We start from the raw sequence: 16328 nt of genomic DNA, 5'->3' as shown, positions 1-16328 counted from the left end.
ATGCGGAATCTCGTAGTTAAGTCGTTTCCATGCATCCATACTTCCATACATCCATTCCTCAAAAATTCTTAGAATTTTTATAATAGGATGGTAAATATGAAATTAGGTATAGTAGGACTTCCTAATGTGGGTAAATCTACATTGTTTAACGCAATAACAAAAGCCGGTGCGGAATGTGCGAATTATCCTTTTTGCACCATAGATCCAAATGTCGGTGTTGTTGCCGTTCCCGATAAAAGATTGGACTTTTTGGAAAAACTTTATAATTCCAAAAAGAAGGTTCCCGCGATGGTGGAATTTGTAGATATTGCGGGGCTTGTAAAAGGAGCTTCTAAAGGTGAAGGTTTAGGTAACCAATTTTTGGCACATATCAGAGAAACATCCGCAATAGTTCATGTTGTAAGATGTTACGAAAATTCCGATATTACTCATGTTATGGGCGAAATTGACCCTATAAGAGATATAGATATTATAGAAACCGAACTTATGCTTGCGGACCTTGAAGCAATAAACAAAAAGTTGGAAAAGTTGCAAAGAGATATAAAATCAAGAGATAAAAAAGTTGTTGCCGAAAAAGAGTTGGCAGACAAAATAAAAGCTCATTTGGAATCGGGTAAACCCGTAAGAACACTTGAAATAGAAGAAGAACAAAAAGAAATATTAAGAAACTTTTTTCTTATAACCGCAAAACCCGTTTTGTATGCTTGCAATATTTCCGATGCGGATTTGCCGGAAATGAAAAATAAGTATACGGAACAAGTTTTACAAAGGGCAAAACAGGAAAATGCACAAGCGATACCTATTTGTGCAAAAATAGAAGCGGAACTTTCGGAACTTTCCGATGAAGACCAATTGGCATTTTTGAAAGATTTGGGACTTACTGAACCCGGTCTTAACAGACTTATTAAAGCAAGTTACGATTTGTTGGGACTTATAACATTTTTAACTGCCGGTGAAGATGAATCAAGAGCATGGACTATAAAAAAAGGTTTTTTGGCACCGCAGGCCGCAGGTGTTATTCATACCGATTTTGAAAGAGGATTTATCAGAGCCGAAGTTATGGCTTACGATGACCTTTTTAAATTAGGTAACGATAAAGCCGTTAAAGAAGCAGGCCTTTTAAGAAGCGAAGGTAAAGATTACGTTGTAAAAGACGGCGACATTATAGAATTTAAGTTTAATGTGTAAAATTCGTAGAATTTTTAAATTATGAAAAACTCGGTTATTACTATCGGTACATTTGACGGTGTTCATAAAGGGCACCAAGCCATTTTAAATAAAGTTGTTGATGTTGCAAAAAAAGACAATTTAAAAAGCATTGTGTTGTCTTTTGAAAATCCCGTAAAAAAAGTAAACGGACTTATAACTACAACGGAAGAAAAAGTTAATCTTTTAGCCTCTTTTTGTGTTGATGAAATATTGTTGCTTCCGGTAACAAAAGAAATATTATCTACTACCGCTGAAGATTTTTTTGAAACGGTTTTTGTAAAGCAACTGAAAGCAAAACATATTGTTGTCGGTTATGATTGTACTTTCGGTAAAGATAGAAACGGAAATGTTGCTTGGCTTAAAAAAAATGTAAAAAAATACGGTATAAAACTTACCGTAATAAAGCCGGTAAAAGTAAAAAACAAAATTGTTTCATCATCCGAAATTCGTGACCTTATAACAAAAAGCAATATAAAAGATACAAATAAAATGCTTAACAGAACCTTTTCTTTTACCGGTAAACATGTATCAGGTAACAAAATAGGCAGGACATTAGGATTTCCTACCGTAAATATTAAAGTTGATGATACAAAACTGTTACCGAAAGGTGTTTTTGCATGTATGGTAAGCGACAAAAAAAATAATATGTATTGCGGTGTCCTGAATATAGGAACAAGACCGACAGTGGATTTAAAAGAACACAAATTGTCGGTAGAAATTCATTTATTAAATTTTTCGGGTGTTTGGAAAGAAAAAAATCCTGTTATTTATATTTACGATTTTATAAGAAAAGAAAAAAAATTTAAAAATATTGAGTTGTTAAAACAAGCAATAAAAAAAGATACTGATTTTACAAAGAAAGTATGTATTGAAAATATGTTAGCATTTTGATAGTATACATAATATGATAAATTTTGCAGATATTTTTTATAGACAGACAGATATTCTTTCTTTTATAGAACATTTTTTTATAACAAAAAATATAAAAATACAATAAATTGTGGTTAGGTTATTAAAATAATCTTCCACTCTTTTTTTTATTTAAAAAACAGGAGAATAAAAAGTATGAAAAAATTTTTAGCATTTTTGTTGTTGGTGGCATTTGTTGTTTCACCGTTGTCATCTGCTTTTGCAAAAGAATTAGATGATGATGAGATTGAAATCGGCAGATATGCAATACCTGTAAAAGTAGGATATGGATTTAACCAAGCAGGTGCTGCAGCAGTTAATAAAGTAGTAGAACGATTTGATCTTGAAAGTTCGTATTCGTTTAGTATAGGATATTTGTTTTTTAATAATATCGATTCTTCCGGCTATGGTTTTGCCGTTGAATATATGCCTGCAACTGAAGTAAAAGACAGCGATGGTGCAGTTAAAATCGGACTATATAATATATATTTTATGATTAACCCTAATCTTAAATCAAATATAGCCAATGCAATTGATATATATCTTCCTATACATATAGGTATTTCTGTTCCATATAAAGAAGTAAAAAGTGAAGTTAATGATGATATCGATCCCGGAATGCTGGGTCTTTATTATGGTATAGGTATAGGAACTAAAATAAAGAAAAGTTTCTTTATTGAATTAATGTATACTTTTTCAGGAGGCTTCATTGATACATATACGAAGTCAAAAAGACAAGGAGATGATACTCTTTTCTTCGGTACAACTTACGGCGGACTTAGACTTAATATAGGTTATAATTTTCATTTTGGAAAATCAATTTCAAACAAAGAAGGAAGATTTAAAGGAAAAGAATAATAAAATTTCCTTTAACAATTTTGAAGGTTGTAAATTGATTTGTAAAAGAGGTATAAAATGAAATTGTTAAGTTTTAATGTTATAAGAGTGTTGGTTGCATTACTGTTTGTTTTTTCAATAGTATCAAATCTTTTCGCAGTATATGTTCCACCGGTAAGTGATGCTGTTTGCGGATATTGTGAGAGAGCAAGCGGACATGAAACTTGGTGTCCTTCTTATAGAGGAGGATCAACAAGCAGTTCATCAAAATCATCGTCTTCGGGTTCTTCTTATACTGCGGAAAAAGCAATGATAGAGGCAACATCTATGGCGGTTGGTGCAGCACTTGCAAGTTTGTTTTCTACCCCTGCAAAGACTCCGGAACAAATTGCAAAAGAAGAAGCTGCAAAAGCGGCAGAACAAGCAGCAATAAATGCTGAAAATGCTGCAAAATCTCAAGAAGAAAAAATCCTTTTAAGAGATGAACAATTTTGGGATAGCGGTGATTATATTGTAAAGGAAGGAGATTTAAAATTTCGTGGCGGAAGAGCTTACGGTATTTATAATAGAAGAACTAAAAGATGGGTTTTAAATCCTAATAAAAAAGGAAACACAAATACAAATTGGGGAGTATTTAGGAAAGTTAAAAAAAATGATAATTATTGGATAAGAAAAAGCGGTAATATGAGAATACTTAGTTATAAACCTGCCGAAACTTCTACTACCGATCAGAAAGTTGAAGATGCAAATAAAGATAAACTTGTTTGGATGTATTACGGCAGACAATACGATGAAAAAGAAAAATATTGGAATATAGTAAAAGAACATAAGTTTTTTTCCATAGATGACAATGATGAACTTAAAGAACTTAAAACTTTGCAAACAGGTTATAAAAATATTTTACTGATAGATAAAAATGGTAAAGTTGGAGTTATATTGTTTTTTCCGGATTCTAATGTAGATAAAAGTTATAAATACGGTTATTACGGTTATGAAATAGAAGTTCCTGCAGAATACGATTCCATTGATGTTTATCCTAATCTTATGGACCAATTTAAAGATAAAACGAAAGCAGAAGTTGTTTATACGGCAAAGAAACAGGATTCCGTTTCTGTTTTCGGTTGTTACGGCAAAAAATTATCTTCGGAATTAGCGATATATGATACAATAACTTCATTACCTAATTTCGCAAATAAAAGTGATATTTTTGCCGTTTCAAAAAATAATAAGTTCGGCGCGGTAAATTCTGAAGGACAAGTGATAGTTCCTGTTGTTTATGATGATGTAACTACTTTTTATAATCAGGTAAATGATATTTTGCCTTTAACTTCTTTTACTTTATGGTGTACTGATAAGGTGAAAAACTATGTAAATGAAAAAGGTAAATACGAAAAGGAAGCCGATTATCAGGCAAGAATGAACGATCAAGAAAAACAAAAACAGTATGTTTTGGAAAAGATGGAAAAAGCCGGTATTGAATATACCGATCAATTTAAAGATAAAATTACAATAGAATTAGACGGTTACGATGCTGAAGCCGAAAAGTTTATAATTAAAGAATATGTTAATTTCCCTGCTACAAAAACAAATGTTACCACAACATATAAACAAGAAGGAAATAAACAAACTAAAACAGAAAAAAATTCCGATAACGGTAAAAAACTTCTGTCTTGGAATAAGATAGAATTAGCTGTTCCCATAAAAGAAGCTGAAGAATTTGAAAGGAATTTCAGTAATATGAAAGATAAAGCCCTTAAATCCGCGGTTTTCAGTATTCAAAATGATATAATAGCAATAGCAAAAATAACATTTACAATGGCTAACGGTAAATCTTATACTTTTGATTTAACAAAAGCCAGTAAATAGGTTACAGCTTATAATTTATTTAGATAATATATAAAATAAAAAACGGGAAGAGAAACCTTTCCGTTTTTTACATTAATTACTAATTTCTAATTGCTAATTTTTAATTGTCTTTTTAAATTGACTAAAAACTATCCAAAATGATATAATCTAAACTTAAGTGGGTATGTAGTTTTTGTAATGCGGATATGGCGGAATTGGCAGACGCGTATGGCTTAGGACCATATACCGTAAGGTGTGGGGGTTCAAGTCCCTCTATCCGCATTCTATGTTGTTAATAGAATACTAATTTTTAATTTCTAATTGTCGTTTGTTCGTTAATTATAAATTATAAATTGTAAATTATAAATTATATAAGGGGTTATCATGAGTAGTGCTACCAAGTATGAATTCAAATCAAAAGTTGTAGAAAAAAAACCGTGTTTAATATCTATGGAAGTTGAAATAGAACCTTCTCAAACCGATATAGAATTAAAATCCGTTTATGAATCAATTCAACAAACGGCAAAAGTTTCCGGCTTTAGAACCGGTAAAGTTCCTATGGATATAATTAAAAGAAATTATCCGGATGTTGCTAAAGAACAGTTGATTGAAAATATGGTAAAAAAGACTGTTTTTAGTGCATTGGAAAAAGAAAATTTTGCACCGATAGATATGCCGGTTATTACAAATATCGAATATGAATTCGGTCAAACATTAAAGTATTCTTTTAAAGCGGAATGTCAGCCGGAAGTAAAAGTAAAAGATTATAAAGATATAAAAATAAAAAAAGAAAAGTATAAAGTAACCGATGCAAACATAAACAAAAATCTTGATGTTTTGTTGGACAGAAACGCAAAACTTATAGTATCAAAAACAGGTGAAGTAAAAAAAGACAGTTTTGTTATTGTAAGTTATGAAGGTTTTTGTGACGGTAAAGCTATAGAAAAAATAAAAGCTAAAGAACATATGATAGATTTGGGTGCCGAAAACACATTGAAAGGTTTTAAAGACGGTTTAAAAGGTGCAAAAAAAGGTGATACGAAAGATATAGAAATAGAATATCCCAAGGATTATTTAAATAAAGAGTTGGCAGGTAAAAAAGTTGTATTTAAAACGACAATAGAAGAAATAAAAGAAAAAGAATTACCTGAACTTAACGATGATTTCGCTAAAGATATGGGGCTTGAAAATCTTGACGATTTAAAGAAAAAAATAAGAGAATCTTTGGAAAACGAAGAAACAAGAAGACAAAACGGTGAAGTTGAGAAACAAATAATAGAACATTTGTTAGATAAAAATAAATTCGATGTTCCCGAATCAATAGTTTTGCAACAGAAAAGATATTTAATTAAAAGAATGTCAGACTATATGAAAAGCCAAGGTGCAAACGAAGAATTTATTGCAAAACAGGTAGAAGCATCCGACAAAAAGTACGGTGAAGAAGCGGAAAAAAATGTCAGATTATCTTACATATTAAACGGTATATGTGTAGATGAAAAAATTGAAGTCGGTGATAAAGAATTGGATGACGAAAAGCAGAAAATGTTGGATTCCAACCCTACAAGAAAAGAAGATGTTGAAAATTACTTTAAAGAAAACAAAGCAAATATAGCAGCTTCTTTGAAAGAAGAAAAAATATTTAAATTTTTAGTTGATAATGCGAAAATCAGTGAAAGCGAAAAAGATATGCCGGTAAAATAAAAATTGCAGAGCAATTTTTATTGAGGCATAAGAGGGGTAGAAGTATAGAGGTATAGAAACAACAACAAATATGTCGTTCCGCACTTGATGCGGAATCTCGCAGTTAGGTCGTTTCCATGCATCAATTCTTCCATACCTCAAAATTTCATAGAAATTTTTAGGAGGTAAAATGCCTAATTTTATACCAACGGTAATAGATAAAAGCGGAAACACTTCCGTAGGTTACGATATATATTCAAGACTTTTAAAAGACAGAATAGTTTTTGTCGGCGGTGCGGAAGGTGCCGTAACAACCGATTCCGCAAACGCTTTGATAGCTCAGCTTTTGTATTTGGATGCCGAAGATAACACAAAAGATATAAATCTATATATAAACTCTCCGGGCGGAATAGTTACCGCAGGTCTTGCGGTTTATGATACGATGCAATATATTAAAAGTCCCATAACTACGATTTGTATGGGAATGGCAATGTCTTTCGGTGCAGTGTTGCTTGCTGCAGGTTCAAAAGGTAAAAGATATGCTTTGGAACATTCGAGAATAATGATACATCAACCGTTAATATACGGCGGCGGATTATCGGGGCAGGTTACCGATATAGATGTTGAAACAAAAGAGTTGCTTTTAACAAAAAATAAATTGGCGGACATTTTGGCAAGACATACCGGACAAACAAGAGAAAAAATTATTGCCGATACGGAAAGAAATTGTTATATGTCGGCACAAGAAGCAAAAGAATACGGTTTGATAGATGAAATTATAATTCCCGGGAAAAAATAATGGCAGATAATAATAACGGAAACAAAGAACAAAAATGTTTGTTTTGCGGTAAACCGAAATCCAGCGGTAAAAGATTTATCGGCGGCGGCGGGGCTATTATCTGTTCGGATTGCATAAAAGCTTCCAACGATATATTGAACAGGCTTGAAAAGTCTGAAGTCAAAAAAACGATAAAACCCGTTCCCAAACCGAAAGATATAAAGAAGTTTTTGGATGCTTATGTTATCGGGCAGGAACAGGCAAAAAAAGTTTTATCGGTAGCTGTTTACAATCACTATAAAAGAATACAGGCAAATGCCGAAGAAACCGGATCCGATGTAGAACTTCAAAAATCCAATATCTTGTTATTAGGTCCTACGGGTACTGGTAAAACATTACTTGCACAAACTCTTGCCAGAATGTTGGATGTTCCTTTTGCGATAGCCGATGCAACAACATTAACCGAAGCCGGTTATGTGGGAGATGACGTAGAAAATATTTTGGTTAGATTGTTGCAGAATTGTTCTTACGATGTCAAAAGAGCCGAATGCGGTATAATTTATATTGATGAAATAGATAAAATAGCAAGAAAATCGGAAAACAGATCTATCACCAGGGATGTTTCCGGTGAAGGTGTTCAACAGGCACTTTTAAAAATAATAGAAGGTACCGTTGCAAATGTTCCTCCTCAGGGCGGAAGAAAACATCCGCAACAGGAATGTATAAAAGTCGATACCACAAATATATTGTTTATTTGCGGCGGTGCATTTGACGGTATAGAAAAAGTAATAGAAACAAGATTAAATAAAAAAGGTATAGGTTTCGTAAACAATAAAGAGAAATTATCAAAAGAAGAAATTCTTGCCGATAAAGATAAATTATTTTCACAAGTTGAAACACACGATTTAATAAAGTACGGTTTAATTCCTGAACTTGTGGGAAGGCTTCCCATAGTTTCGACATTGGAACATCTTACCGCGGATGATATGGTAAGAATTTTAACCGAACCGAAAAATTCATTAGTTAAACAATATACAAAAATGTTTGCTATGGAAAAAATAGATTTGGTTTTTGAAAAGGAAGCTTTAAAGGAAATTGCAAATATTGCTCTTAAAAGATCTGCGGGTGCAAGAGGTTTAAGATCAATGATAGAAGGTATTTTAATGGAAACAATGTTTGAAATGTTCCATGAAGACAAAATAAAAAAATGTGTAGTGGATTTGGAAACAATACAAAAGAAGTCTATGCCGAAAATGTTTGCGGCAGACAATATTGAAAAAATAGAATCTCAGCAGTTACTTGATGACACAAAAACAAAAGCAGGTCCAAAGGAGATTGCATGAGTGAAATGGAAAAAACTTTAAATTTTAAAAAAAGTAATGATTTACCTACGATTTTACCGATGTTACCGGTAAGAGATGTGGTTGTTTTTCCTTCAATGGTGTTGCCTATTGCCGTCGGCAGAGAAAAATCCATAAGAGCTCTTGAAGAAGCAATGACTTCCGAAAGATATATCTTTGTTGCAACTCAAAAAAATTTACAAATAGAAGATCCGTCACCGGACGACATTTACCATATCGGTTCGGTTTGTGAAGTTTTGCAAATGTTGAAAATGCCCGACGGAACATTAAAAATTTTAATAGAATGTGTTGCAAGAGCCGAATGGACGGAATTCAAACTTACCGATAAAGGATATGTTGAAGTAGGCTTAAATATATTTGACGAAAATATAGAAAGAACTCCCGAAGTTGAAGCCGTTATGAGAAGGATAGTTGCTCTTTTTGAACAGTATGTAAAACTTAATCCCAGAATGCCGATGGAAATATCGATATCCGTTTCGAATATACAGGATCCTTCAAAACTTGCAGATACAATAGCTTCTCATATTTCCATAAAGAGCAGTGAAAAACAGGCTATATTGGAAGCCGTAAATCCGTTAAAAAGATTAAATAAAATAATTCAAATTTTAAATACCGAAATTGAAATTTTAAATATAGAAAGAAGAATACAAAACAGAGTAAGAAACCAAATAGAAAAGAATCAAAAGGAATATTATCTTAACGAACAGATGAAAGCTATACAAAAAGAGTTAAAACAAAAAGATGATAATTCCAAAGAAATAGAAGAATTAAGAGCCAAGATAAAAGAAAGTTCAATGTCGGACGAAGCAAGGGAAGTTGCCGAAAAAGAGTTGGCAAGAATGGAAAAAATGATGCCGCAATCTCCTGAAGCTTCCGTTATAAGAACTTATATAGAATGGTTGTTGGATTTACCTTGGAAAAAGTTAACGAAAGATAATTTGGATTTGGTAAGAGCCAAAGAAATATTGGATGAAGACCATTACGGGTTGGATAAAGTAAAAGAAAGAGTTATAGAATATTTGGCAGTATTATCGAGAGTGAAAAAAATTAAAGGACCTATCCTTTGCTTTATAGGACCTCCCGGAGTAGGTAAAACATCAATTGCAAAATCCGTCGCAAGAAGTTTAGGAAGAAACTTTGTAAGAATTTCCATGGGCGGAGTAAGAGATGAAGCTGAAATCAGAGGCCACAGAAGAACTTATATCGGTTCCATGCCGGGAAAAATTATTCAGTCTATGAAAAAAGCAGGTTCGAGTAATCCTGTATTTATTCTTGACGAAATAGATAAAATGGGCAGCGATTGGAGAGGAGATCCTTCTGCGGCATTGTTGGAAGTTCTGGATCCCGAACAAAATTATGCATTCGGAGATCACTATTTGGATGTGGATTACGATTTGTCGGATGTTATGTTTATAACTACGGCAAACACATTGAATAATATTCCCAACACATTGCTCGACAGATTGGAAATTATAAGGTTTTCCGGTTATACCGATGAAGAAAAACTTTTAATTGCGAAAAAGTTTCTTATAAAAAAACAAATGAAAGATCACGGTTTAAAAGATGAAGAACTTACAATAGACGACAGCGCAATAAAAGAAGTGATAGCAAGTTATACAAGAGAAGCCGGTGTAAGAAATTTAAACAGAGAAATGGCGAACCTTTGCAGAAAGGCCGCTAAAGAGTTGGCTCTCGAGAAAAAAGACAGTATTAAAATATCGGCTAAAAATGTTGAAAAATATTTAGGTGTTCCGCACTACGAAAGAGAAAAAATTTCTGAAAACGGAATAGGTGTTGTTACGGGCCTTGCATGGACGGAAGTCGGGGGAGAAACTCTTACCATAGAAGTAAACAAAATGAAAGGTAAGGGTATGTTAAATCTTACAGGGCAGTTGGGAAATGTTATGAAAGAGTCTGTTCAGGCGGCATTTACTTATGTAAAATCTTCGGCAAAAAAGCTCGGTATAAAAGAGAATATGTTTAAAGATACGGATTTTCATGTTCATGTTCCCGAAGGTGCCGTTCCTAAAGACGGTCCGAGTGCCGGTCTTGCAATGGCAACGGCTTTAGCTTCCGTGTGTATGAATAAACCTGTAAGAAAAAAACTTGCCATGACGGGCGAAATTACATTAAGAGGAAGAGCTTTGGCTATAGGCGGGTTAAAAGAAAAAGTTTTGGCTGCTTACAGAGAGGGAATAGATATGGTTTTATTCCCGGAATCAAACAAAAAAGATTTGGTTGATATACCGGAAAACGTTAAGAAAAAAATAAAAATGATTCCCGTTAAACATATGGACGAAGTTATAAAATATGCTTTTGATAAAAAAATAAAATAATAGAGAGGGAGTGTAGCAAAAATGTACAAGATTTTGATGACTTATGACAGCCAGGAAGGATTAGACCAATTGTTAAATCATCCTGATTTTAAGGTTGAAGTTCATGCAAAACCTTCACCTGAAGAATTTAAAGAACTTATAAAGGATTACGACGGTCTTATAATTCGTTCGGAAGTTAAAGTTACCGAAGAAATTATAGGAGCGGCACAAAAATTAAAATTTATCGGCAGAGCGGGAACCGGTGTAGATAACGTAGATAAAAAAGCAGCAACACAAAAAGGTATAGTTGTATCCAATGTTCCCGGCGGAAACACAATATCCGTTGCCGAACATACAATAGGTCTTATTCTTTCTATGGCAAGAAATATTCCTGCCGCAGTTACTTCAATGCAGTCTCAAAAATGGGAAAAGAAAAAGTTTATGGGTAACGAAATATTCGGTAAAACATTAGGTTTAATCGGTCTCGGAAGAATAGGTAATGAAGTTGCAAAAAGACTTTTGTCTTTCGGAATGAAAGTTGTAGCTTACGATCCTTTTGCAAATGCCGAAGTTGCAAAAAATAACGGTATAGAATTAACAACATTAGACGAAGTTTTCAAACAAGCGGATTATTTGTCCATTCATTCTCCTTTAACCGATGATACGAGAGGAATGATAAATAAAGCAAATATTGCAAAAATGAAAGACGGTGTAAGAATTATCAATTGTGCAAGAGGCGCGATAATCAATGATGCGGATTTAATTGAAGCGGTTAAATCCGGTAAAGTTGCAAATGCGGCTCTTGATGTGTTTGTAAAAGAACCTCCCGTAGATTGGTCAATTCAAACAACACCGAATATTATAACAACACCTCACTTGGCAGCTTCAACGGAAGAAGCTCAAGTTAAAATTGCTATAGAAATGGCAAGCGTAGTTATAGATTTCTTTACAAAAGGTTTAATAAGAAACGCAGTCAATGTTGCAACGGTAGATTGGGATACACAAAAACAAATGATGCCTTATATAGAACTTGCAGATAAAATCGGTTCTTTCCAAGGTCAAATTATCGAAGGAGGAATTTCCGAAATAGAATTAAGTTATTGCGGAGCCGTTTCCGAATTCAAAACAAATCCTTTAACTGTTGCATATCTTAAAGGAATTTTAGGTCAAATATTGGATCTTAAAATAAATTCCGTAAATGCAGTGTCTGTTGCAAAAGAAAGGGGTATAAACATAAAAGAAGTTATAGTAAAAGATGTTAAAGATTATACAAATTTAATTTGTGCAAAAATTAAAACGGATAAAGGCGAATTTTCTATTGCCGGAACTCTTTTTGATAAACAACAAAGAATCGTTTCCATTGACGGTTTAACCGTAGATGTAAAACCGGAAGGTCACAAGATATTTATAAATAATACCGATAAACCGGGAGTTATAGGAACATTGGGAACAATAATAGGTTCCGCTTCAATAAATATTGCAGGTATGACGGTGGGAAGAAAAGAATCGGGAAAACAGGCTGTAACCGTTTTGGAAATAGACGGAGAAGTTTCCAACGATGTTATATCAAAAATAGCGAAAGTTGAAGGTGTTACAAAAGTTAAGAACGTAATACTATAAACGGTTAATCTTTTGAACTTATACTGTGTTGCAGCACGGCTCATTTACCATTAATGTAAACTTCGCCGTGCTGTCGCCTTGTATAACTAAATGTTTTACCGTTTTGCTTTTTGTATGTTATTAATATAAAAAATGTCAAAAATTAAAAATTTTATTACCAACCATTTTAATATTTTTGTGTTTGTAATGTTTGCCGTAGTTATTTTTTCTTTATACGGAAGAACACTATTTTTTAATTTTTCTTACTATGATGATGATGTTTTGATTTTGGACAGACAAGATTATTTGACTTTTTCAAATATAGGAAAAATTTTTTCAAATACGGTTTTCGGTGAAGGAAGAGATCAATTTTGCAGACCTGTTTTAAATTTAACGTTCCTTATTGAAAAATATTTGTACGGAACAAAACCGTTCGGTTACCATCTTACAAATTTGTTGTTACATTTGTTTTCCGTTTTTTCGCTGTTTTTATTTTTAACTTTAAGATATGATAAGAAAAAAACTTTTATATTGTGTTTGCTTTTTGCTTGTCATCCGGCAATAGTTCAGGCTGTTGCTTGGATACCGGGCAGAAATGATTCCCTGTTGGCATTGTTTATAATTTTATCGTGCTGTTTTTTTGTTAAATATACTGAAAATACTAAAAGCGGTTATTTATTCGGATACTTATTTTGTTTTGTTTTAGCTTTGCTTACAAAAGAAACCGCAATAGTTCTTCCTTTATTTTATTTTTTATTTTTGTTATATAAAAAAAAGGATGTTAAACAAATTATCGTAAATGTTACAATATTATCGCTTATTATATTGATTTATTTTTTTTACAGAAAATATGTTTTAAGCGGTCTGTATTCGGCAACATTTAAAGAAATGGTTACTAACTTTTATACGGCACTTGTTCCGGCAACATCGAAATATGTCGCAAACATATTTTTTCCGGTAAAATTGTCGGTATTCCCGGCACTGTTAAAAGTTAATTATTTGTTGTGTACGGCATCTGTTCTTGTTTTTGTTTTATTGTTTATAAAGTTAAAAAGATATGATTTAAAAATAGTTTTAATCGGTATTTGTTGGTTTTTATTTTTCCTTTTTCCTACATACTTAATGTCAAACAACTATTTTTTTGACCATAGAATATATGTTCCTCTAATCGGAATAATGTTGGTTATTTTGGAAATGATAAAAAATTATAACGAAATATATTCAAAAAAATTTATAGCATTATTAGCTTTTTTCTTTTTAATGTTTTCTTCGGTTACTTTGTATTATGAACAAAAATTTCAAAATAAAGAATTTTTTTGGGTTAACGCGTTAACTATGTCACCCGAATCCGATTTGGCAAATGCTATGGTCGGGCAATTGTTTTTTGAACGCGGTCTTTACAAAGAATCCGAAAAATATTTTTTAAAAGCTATATCAATAAAACCGACAAATGCAATACATTACGGTAATTTGTCCGTGGTTTATGCTAAAATCGGTGATTTGGATAAAGCGGAAGAAGTTTTGCTTAAATCTTTAGAATATACAAAAGATAATCCCAACACATACTACAATTTAGCCTTAGCATATAAATATAAAGGAAATAAAGAAAAAGCACGGGAAATGAAAGAAAAATATATAGAAACTTTTAACAGAACAAATAAAGTTTCTAAAATTGTTGATATAGTTTTATAAATATGAAAAAGTTAGCGTTTTTTATATCTACACTTTGTTATGCTGGATATTTTCCTAAAGCGCCGGGAACATTCGGTTCTTTGGTAAGTTTACCTGTAATTTTTGTTATAAACTACAATTTCGGGTTTACGGGTTTGTTTTTAGTTACGGTGATTGTTTTTTTTATATCAATATTTGCCGTAAAAAAAGTTTTGTCTTATACGGAACATGATCCGTCTTTTGTTGTAGTAGACGAGTTCATAGGACAAGCCGTAACATTTTTTTTAATGGCAGATAAACTTAAATATTCTAAAAGTGTTATCCCTTATATTGTCGGATTTATTTTGTTCAGATTATTTGATATTACAAAACCGTTCCCGGTAAGTTATGCGGATAAAAAAATGAAAAATGCCGCAGGTGTTATTTTAGACGATATTTTTGCAGGAATATATGCTGCAATTATATTGTATTTCATTACATATTTTGTTAAAGGACTTTAAATGAAATTTTCTACCGTATCAATGTTCAGAAAAAATTTGTCGGCAAAAAAACTTGCTCCGGTATATTTTTTGGCCGGCGAAGAGACCTTTTTGTTGGAAGACAGTCTTAAAAGAATAGAAAAAGCGGTAAATACCGACGATTTAAACAGAGAAGTATTTCAGGCGACGGAAAGTTCCGGTTCGGATATATTAAATTCGGTCGAAACATTGCCTTTTTTGACGGATAAAAGAATAGTCGTTTTAAAGATGGCAAACAAACTGAAAAACGATGATTTCAAAATAATTACAAAAATAATAGAAAATCCCGTAGATACCACTTGCTTTATATTAATGTTTCCGGAAAAAGTAAAAAATTCCACATCAAAAAGAAAAGATTTAATAGCATTATGCGAGAAAAGCGACAGCTGTTATTGTGTCGATTGTAAAAAAATGTATGAAAAAGATGTTAAAGCTTTTATACAAGACGAATTCAACGGCAGGGGAAAAACAATAGAACCGGAAGTCGTTCAACAGATAGTAAACGATACGGGTTTTGATTTACAAAATGTATCTAACGAAATAGAAAAGATATCTTTGTATTTAGGTAAAGATAAAAAAAATGTTACTGTGGAAGATTTTATTAAAATAAGCGGTTTTACAAAAGAAATAAACGTTTTTATGTTAGCAAATGCGATAGAAGAAAAAAATCTTAACTATTCTTTGTTTATTGTGGAACAAATGCTTAAAACAGGTGAAAGCGCTATCGGTTTACTTTCTACAATTTCCGGCGCCGTAAGAAAAATGGTTACGGCAAAGAGTTTGATGGAAGAAAAAAATTACACTTCGCAGGATGCTTTAAATTATGTCAGGGTTTATTCTTATTTTCAATATAAATATGCTTCTAATTTAGCAAAATATACTCTCTTGCATTTAAAAAGATGTTTAAAAGAAATTTTAAAAACGGATATTGCTTTAAAAACAGGAAAAACCGACGATAAATCGGCAATAGAAAACCTTGTCTTATTTATCTGTAAGTAGTATAATAAAAAAATCGCTTTGCGATTTTGGAAGAATGGAAGAATAGAAGATTAGAAGAGTGGAGGAAAAGAGGATAGTTAAATAATAACAAAATTTGCAAAGCAAATTTTACAATTTAACTTCCAATCATCCAATCATCAAATCTTCCAATCTTCAAAAATACGGAGTATTTTATGAAAGCTTTTATTTTGGCTGCCGGTGCGGGAACAAGGCTCAGACCGTTAACTTTCGAATGTCCGAAACCTATGATACCGTTACTGAATAAACCTGTAATGGAACACACTATAAATAACTTAAAAAAGCATAACATAGAATCTGTAGTTATGAATTTACATACATTACCGGAAATGATAACCGATTATTTCGGTGACGGTAAAAAGTTCGGTATGGATATAAATTATTCCATGGAAGAAACTTTGCTGGGAACGGCAGGCGGCTTAAAAAAATGTAAAAAATTTTTCGATTCCACATTTGTTGTTATGTCCGGAGACGGGCTTTCAAACATAGATTTAACGGCCGCGGTAGCTTTTCATAAAAAGAAAAAAGCGCTTGCCACGATGGTATTAAAAAGAATAGAAACAAAGTTCCCTTACGGAATAACGCTGAC

General features: G+C 32.4%; 13 protein-coding genes and 1 tRNA gene. All 14 read left to right on the top strand.

Annotated features, from left to right (window positions below):
- Window positions 1–96: 96 nt before the first annotated feature.
- The gene (ychF, locus tag B2Y85_RS04520; RefSeq protein WP_372519281.1) at window positions 97–1188 is read left to right on the top strand and encodes a redox-regulated ATPase YchF; all 1092 of its coding nucleotides are present in this window, start codon (window positions 97–99) and stop codon (window positions 1186–1188) included.
- A gap of 21 nt (window positions 1189–1209) precedes the next feature.
- Window positions 1210–2100, top strand: a complete 891-nt coding sequence (locus B2Y85_RS04515; RefSeq protein WP_372519280.1) for a bifunctional riboflavin kinase/FAD synthetase — start codon at window positions 1210–1212, stop codon at window positions 2098–2100.
- Between the two features lie 174 nt (window positions 2101–2274).
- Window positions 2275–2976: a hypothetical protein gene (locus B2Y85_RS04510; RefSeq protein WP_372519279.1), complete on the top strand. Its 702-nt coding sequence runs from the start codon at window positions 2275–2277 to the stop codon at window positions 2974–2976.
- 57 nt (window positions 2977–3033) lie between these two features.
- On the top strand, window positions 3034–4821 hold the full coding sequence (locus tag B2Y85_RS04505; protein WP_372519278.1) for a hypothetical protein: 1788 nt from the start codon (window positions 3034–3036) through the stop codon (window positions 4819–4821).
- A 179-nt stretch (window positions 4822–5000) separates the two neighbouring features.
- Window positions 5001–5082, top strand: a tRNA-Leu gene (locus B2Y85_RS04500).
- Window positions 5083–5184: 102 nt separating this feature from the next.
- Window positions 5185–6501, top strand: coding sequence for a trigger factor (gene tig, locus B2Y85_RS04495; protein ID WP_372519277.1), 1317 nt, complete (start codon window positions 5185–5187; stop codon window positions 6499–6501).
- A 169-nt stretch (window positions 6502–6670) separates the two neighbouring features.
- Complete coding sequence (locus tag B2Y85_RS04490; RefSeq protein WP_372519276.1) at window positions 6671–7279, top strand: ATP-dependent Clp protease proteolytic subunit; 609 nt, start codon at window positions 6671–6673, stop codon at window positions 7277–7279.
- Window positions 7279–8601, top strand: coding sequence for an ATP-dependent Clp protease ATP-binding subunit ClpX (gene clpX / locus B2Y85_RS04485; protein WP_372519275.1), 1323 nt, complete (start codon window positions 7279–7281; stop codon window positions 8599–8601). The genes B2Y85_RS04490 and clpX overlap by 1 nt, the downstream gene beginning before the upstream one ends.
- Window positions 8598–10955 carry an endopeptidase La gene (gene lon / locus B2Y85_RS04480; RefSeq protein ID WP_372519274.1) on the top strand — a complete coding sequence of 786 codons (2358 nt, stop codon included), beginning with the start codon at window positions 8598–8600 and terminating at the stop codon, window positions 10953–10955. The genes clpX and lon overlap by 4 nt, the downstream gene beginning before the upstream one ends.
- A 21-nt stretch (window positions 10956–10976) precedes the next feature.
- Window positions 10977–12554 (top strand): phosphoglycerate dehydrogenase, encoded by a 1578-nt coding sequence (gene serA / locus B2Y85_RS04475; protein ID WP_372519273.1) that lies wholly within the window; start codon window positions 10977–10979, stop codon window positions 12552–12554.
- 132 nt (window positions 12555–12686) lie between these two features.
- A complete protein-coding gene (locus B2Y85_RS04470; RefSeq protein WP_372519272.1) occupies window positions 12687–14225 on the top strand; it encodes a tetratricopeptide repeat protein in 1539 nt (512 codons plus the stop codon).
- 2 nt (window positions 14226–14227) lie between these two features.
- Window positions 14228–14704: a phosphatidylglycerophosphatase A family protein gene (locus tag B2Y85_RS04465; RefSeq protein ID WP_372519271.1), complete on the top strand. Its 477-nt coding sequence runs from the start codon at window positions 14228–14230 to the stop codon at window positions 14702–14704.
- Entirely contained in the window at window positions 14705–15721 is a 1017-nt protein-coding gene (gene holA, locus B2Y85_RS04460) for a DNA polymerase III subunit delta (RefSeq protein WP_372519270.1), read from the top strand.
- A 173-nt stretch (window positions 15722–15894) separates the two neighbouring features.
- The coding region (locus B2Y85_RS04455) for a nucleotidyltransferase family protein (protein WP_372519269.1) at window positions 15895–16328 on the top strand (434 nt) is incomplete at its 3' end.

The sequence above is a fragment of the Candidatus Ruminimicrobiellum ovillum genome (assembly GCF_002392975.1).
GTDB classification, from domain to species: Bacteria; Elusimicrobiota; Endomicrobiia; order Endomicrobiales; family Endomicrobiaceae; genus Ruminimicrobiellum; species Ruminimicrobiellum ovillum.
Note: the sequence above shows the minus strand (reverse complement) of the source record. Positions and strands in the feature narration are given on the sequence as shown.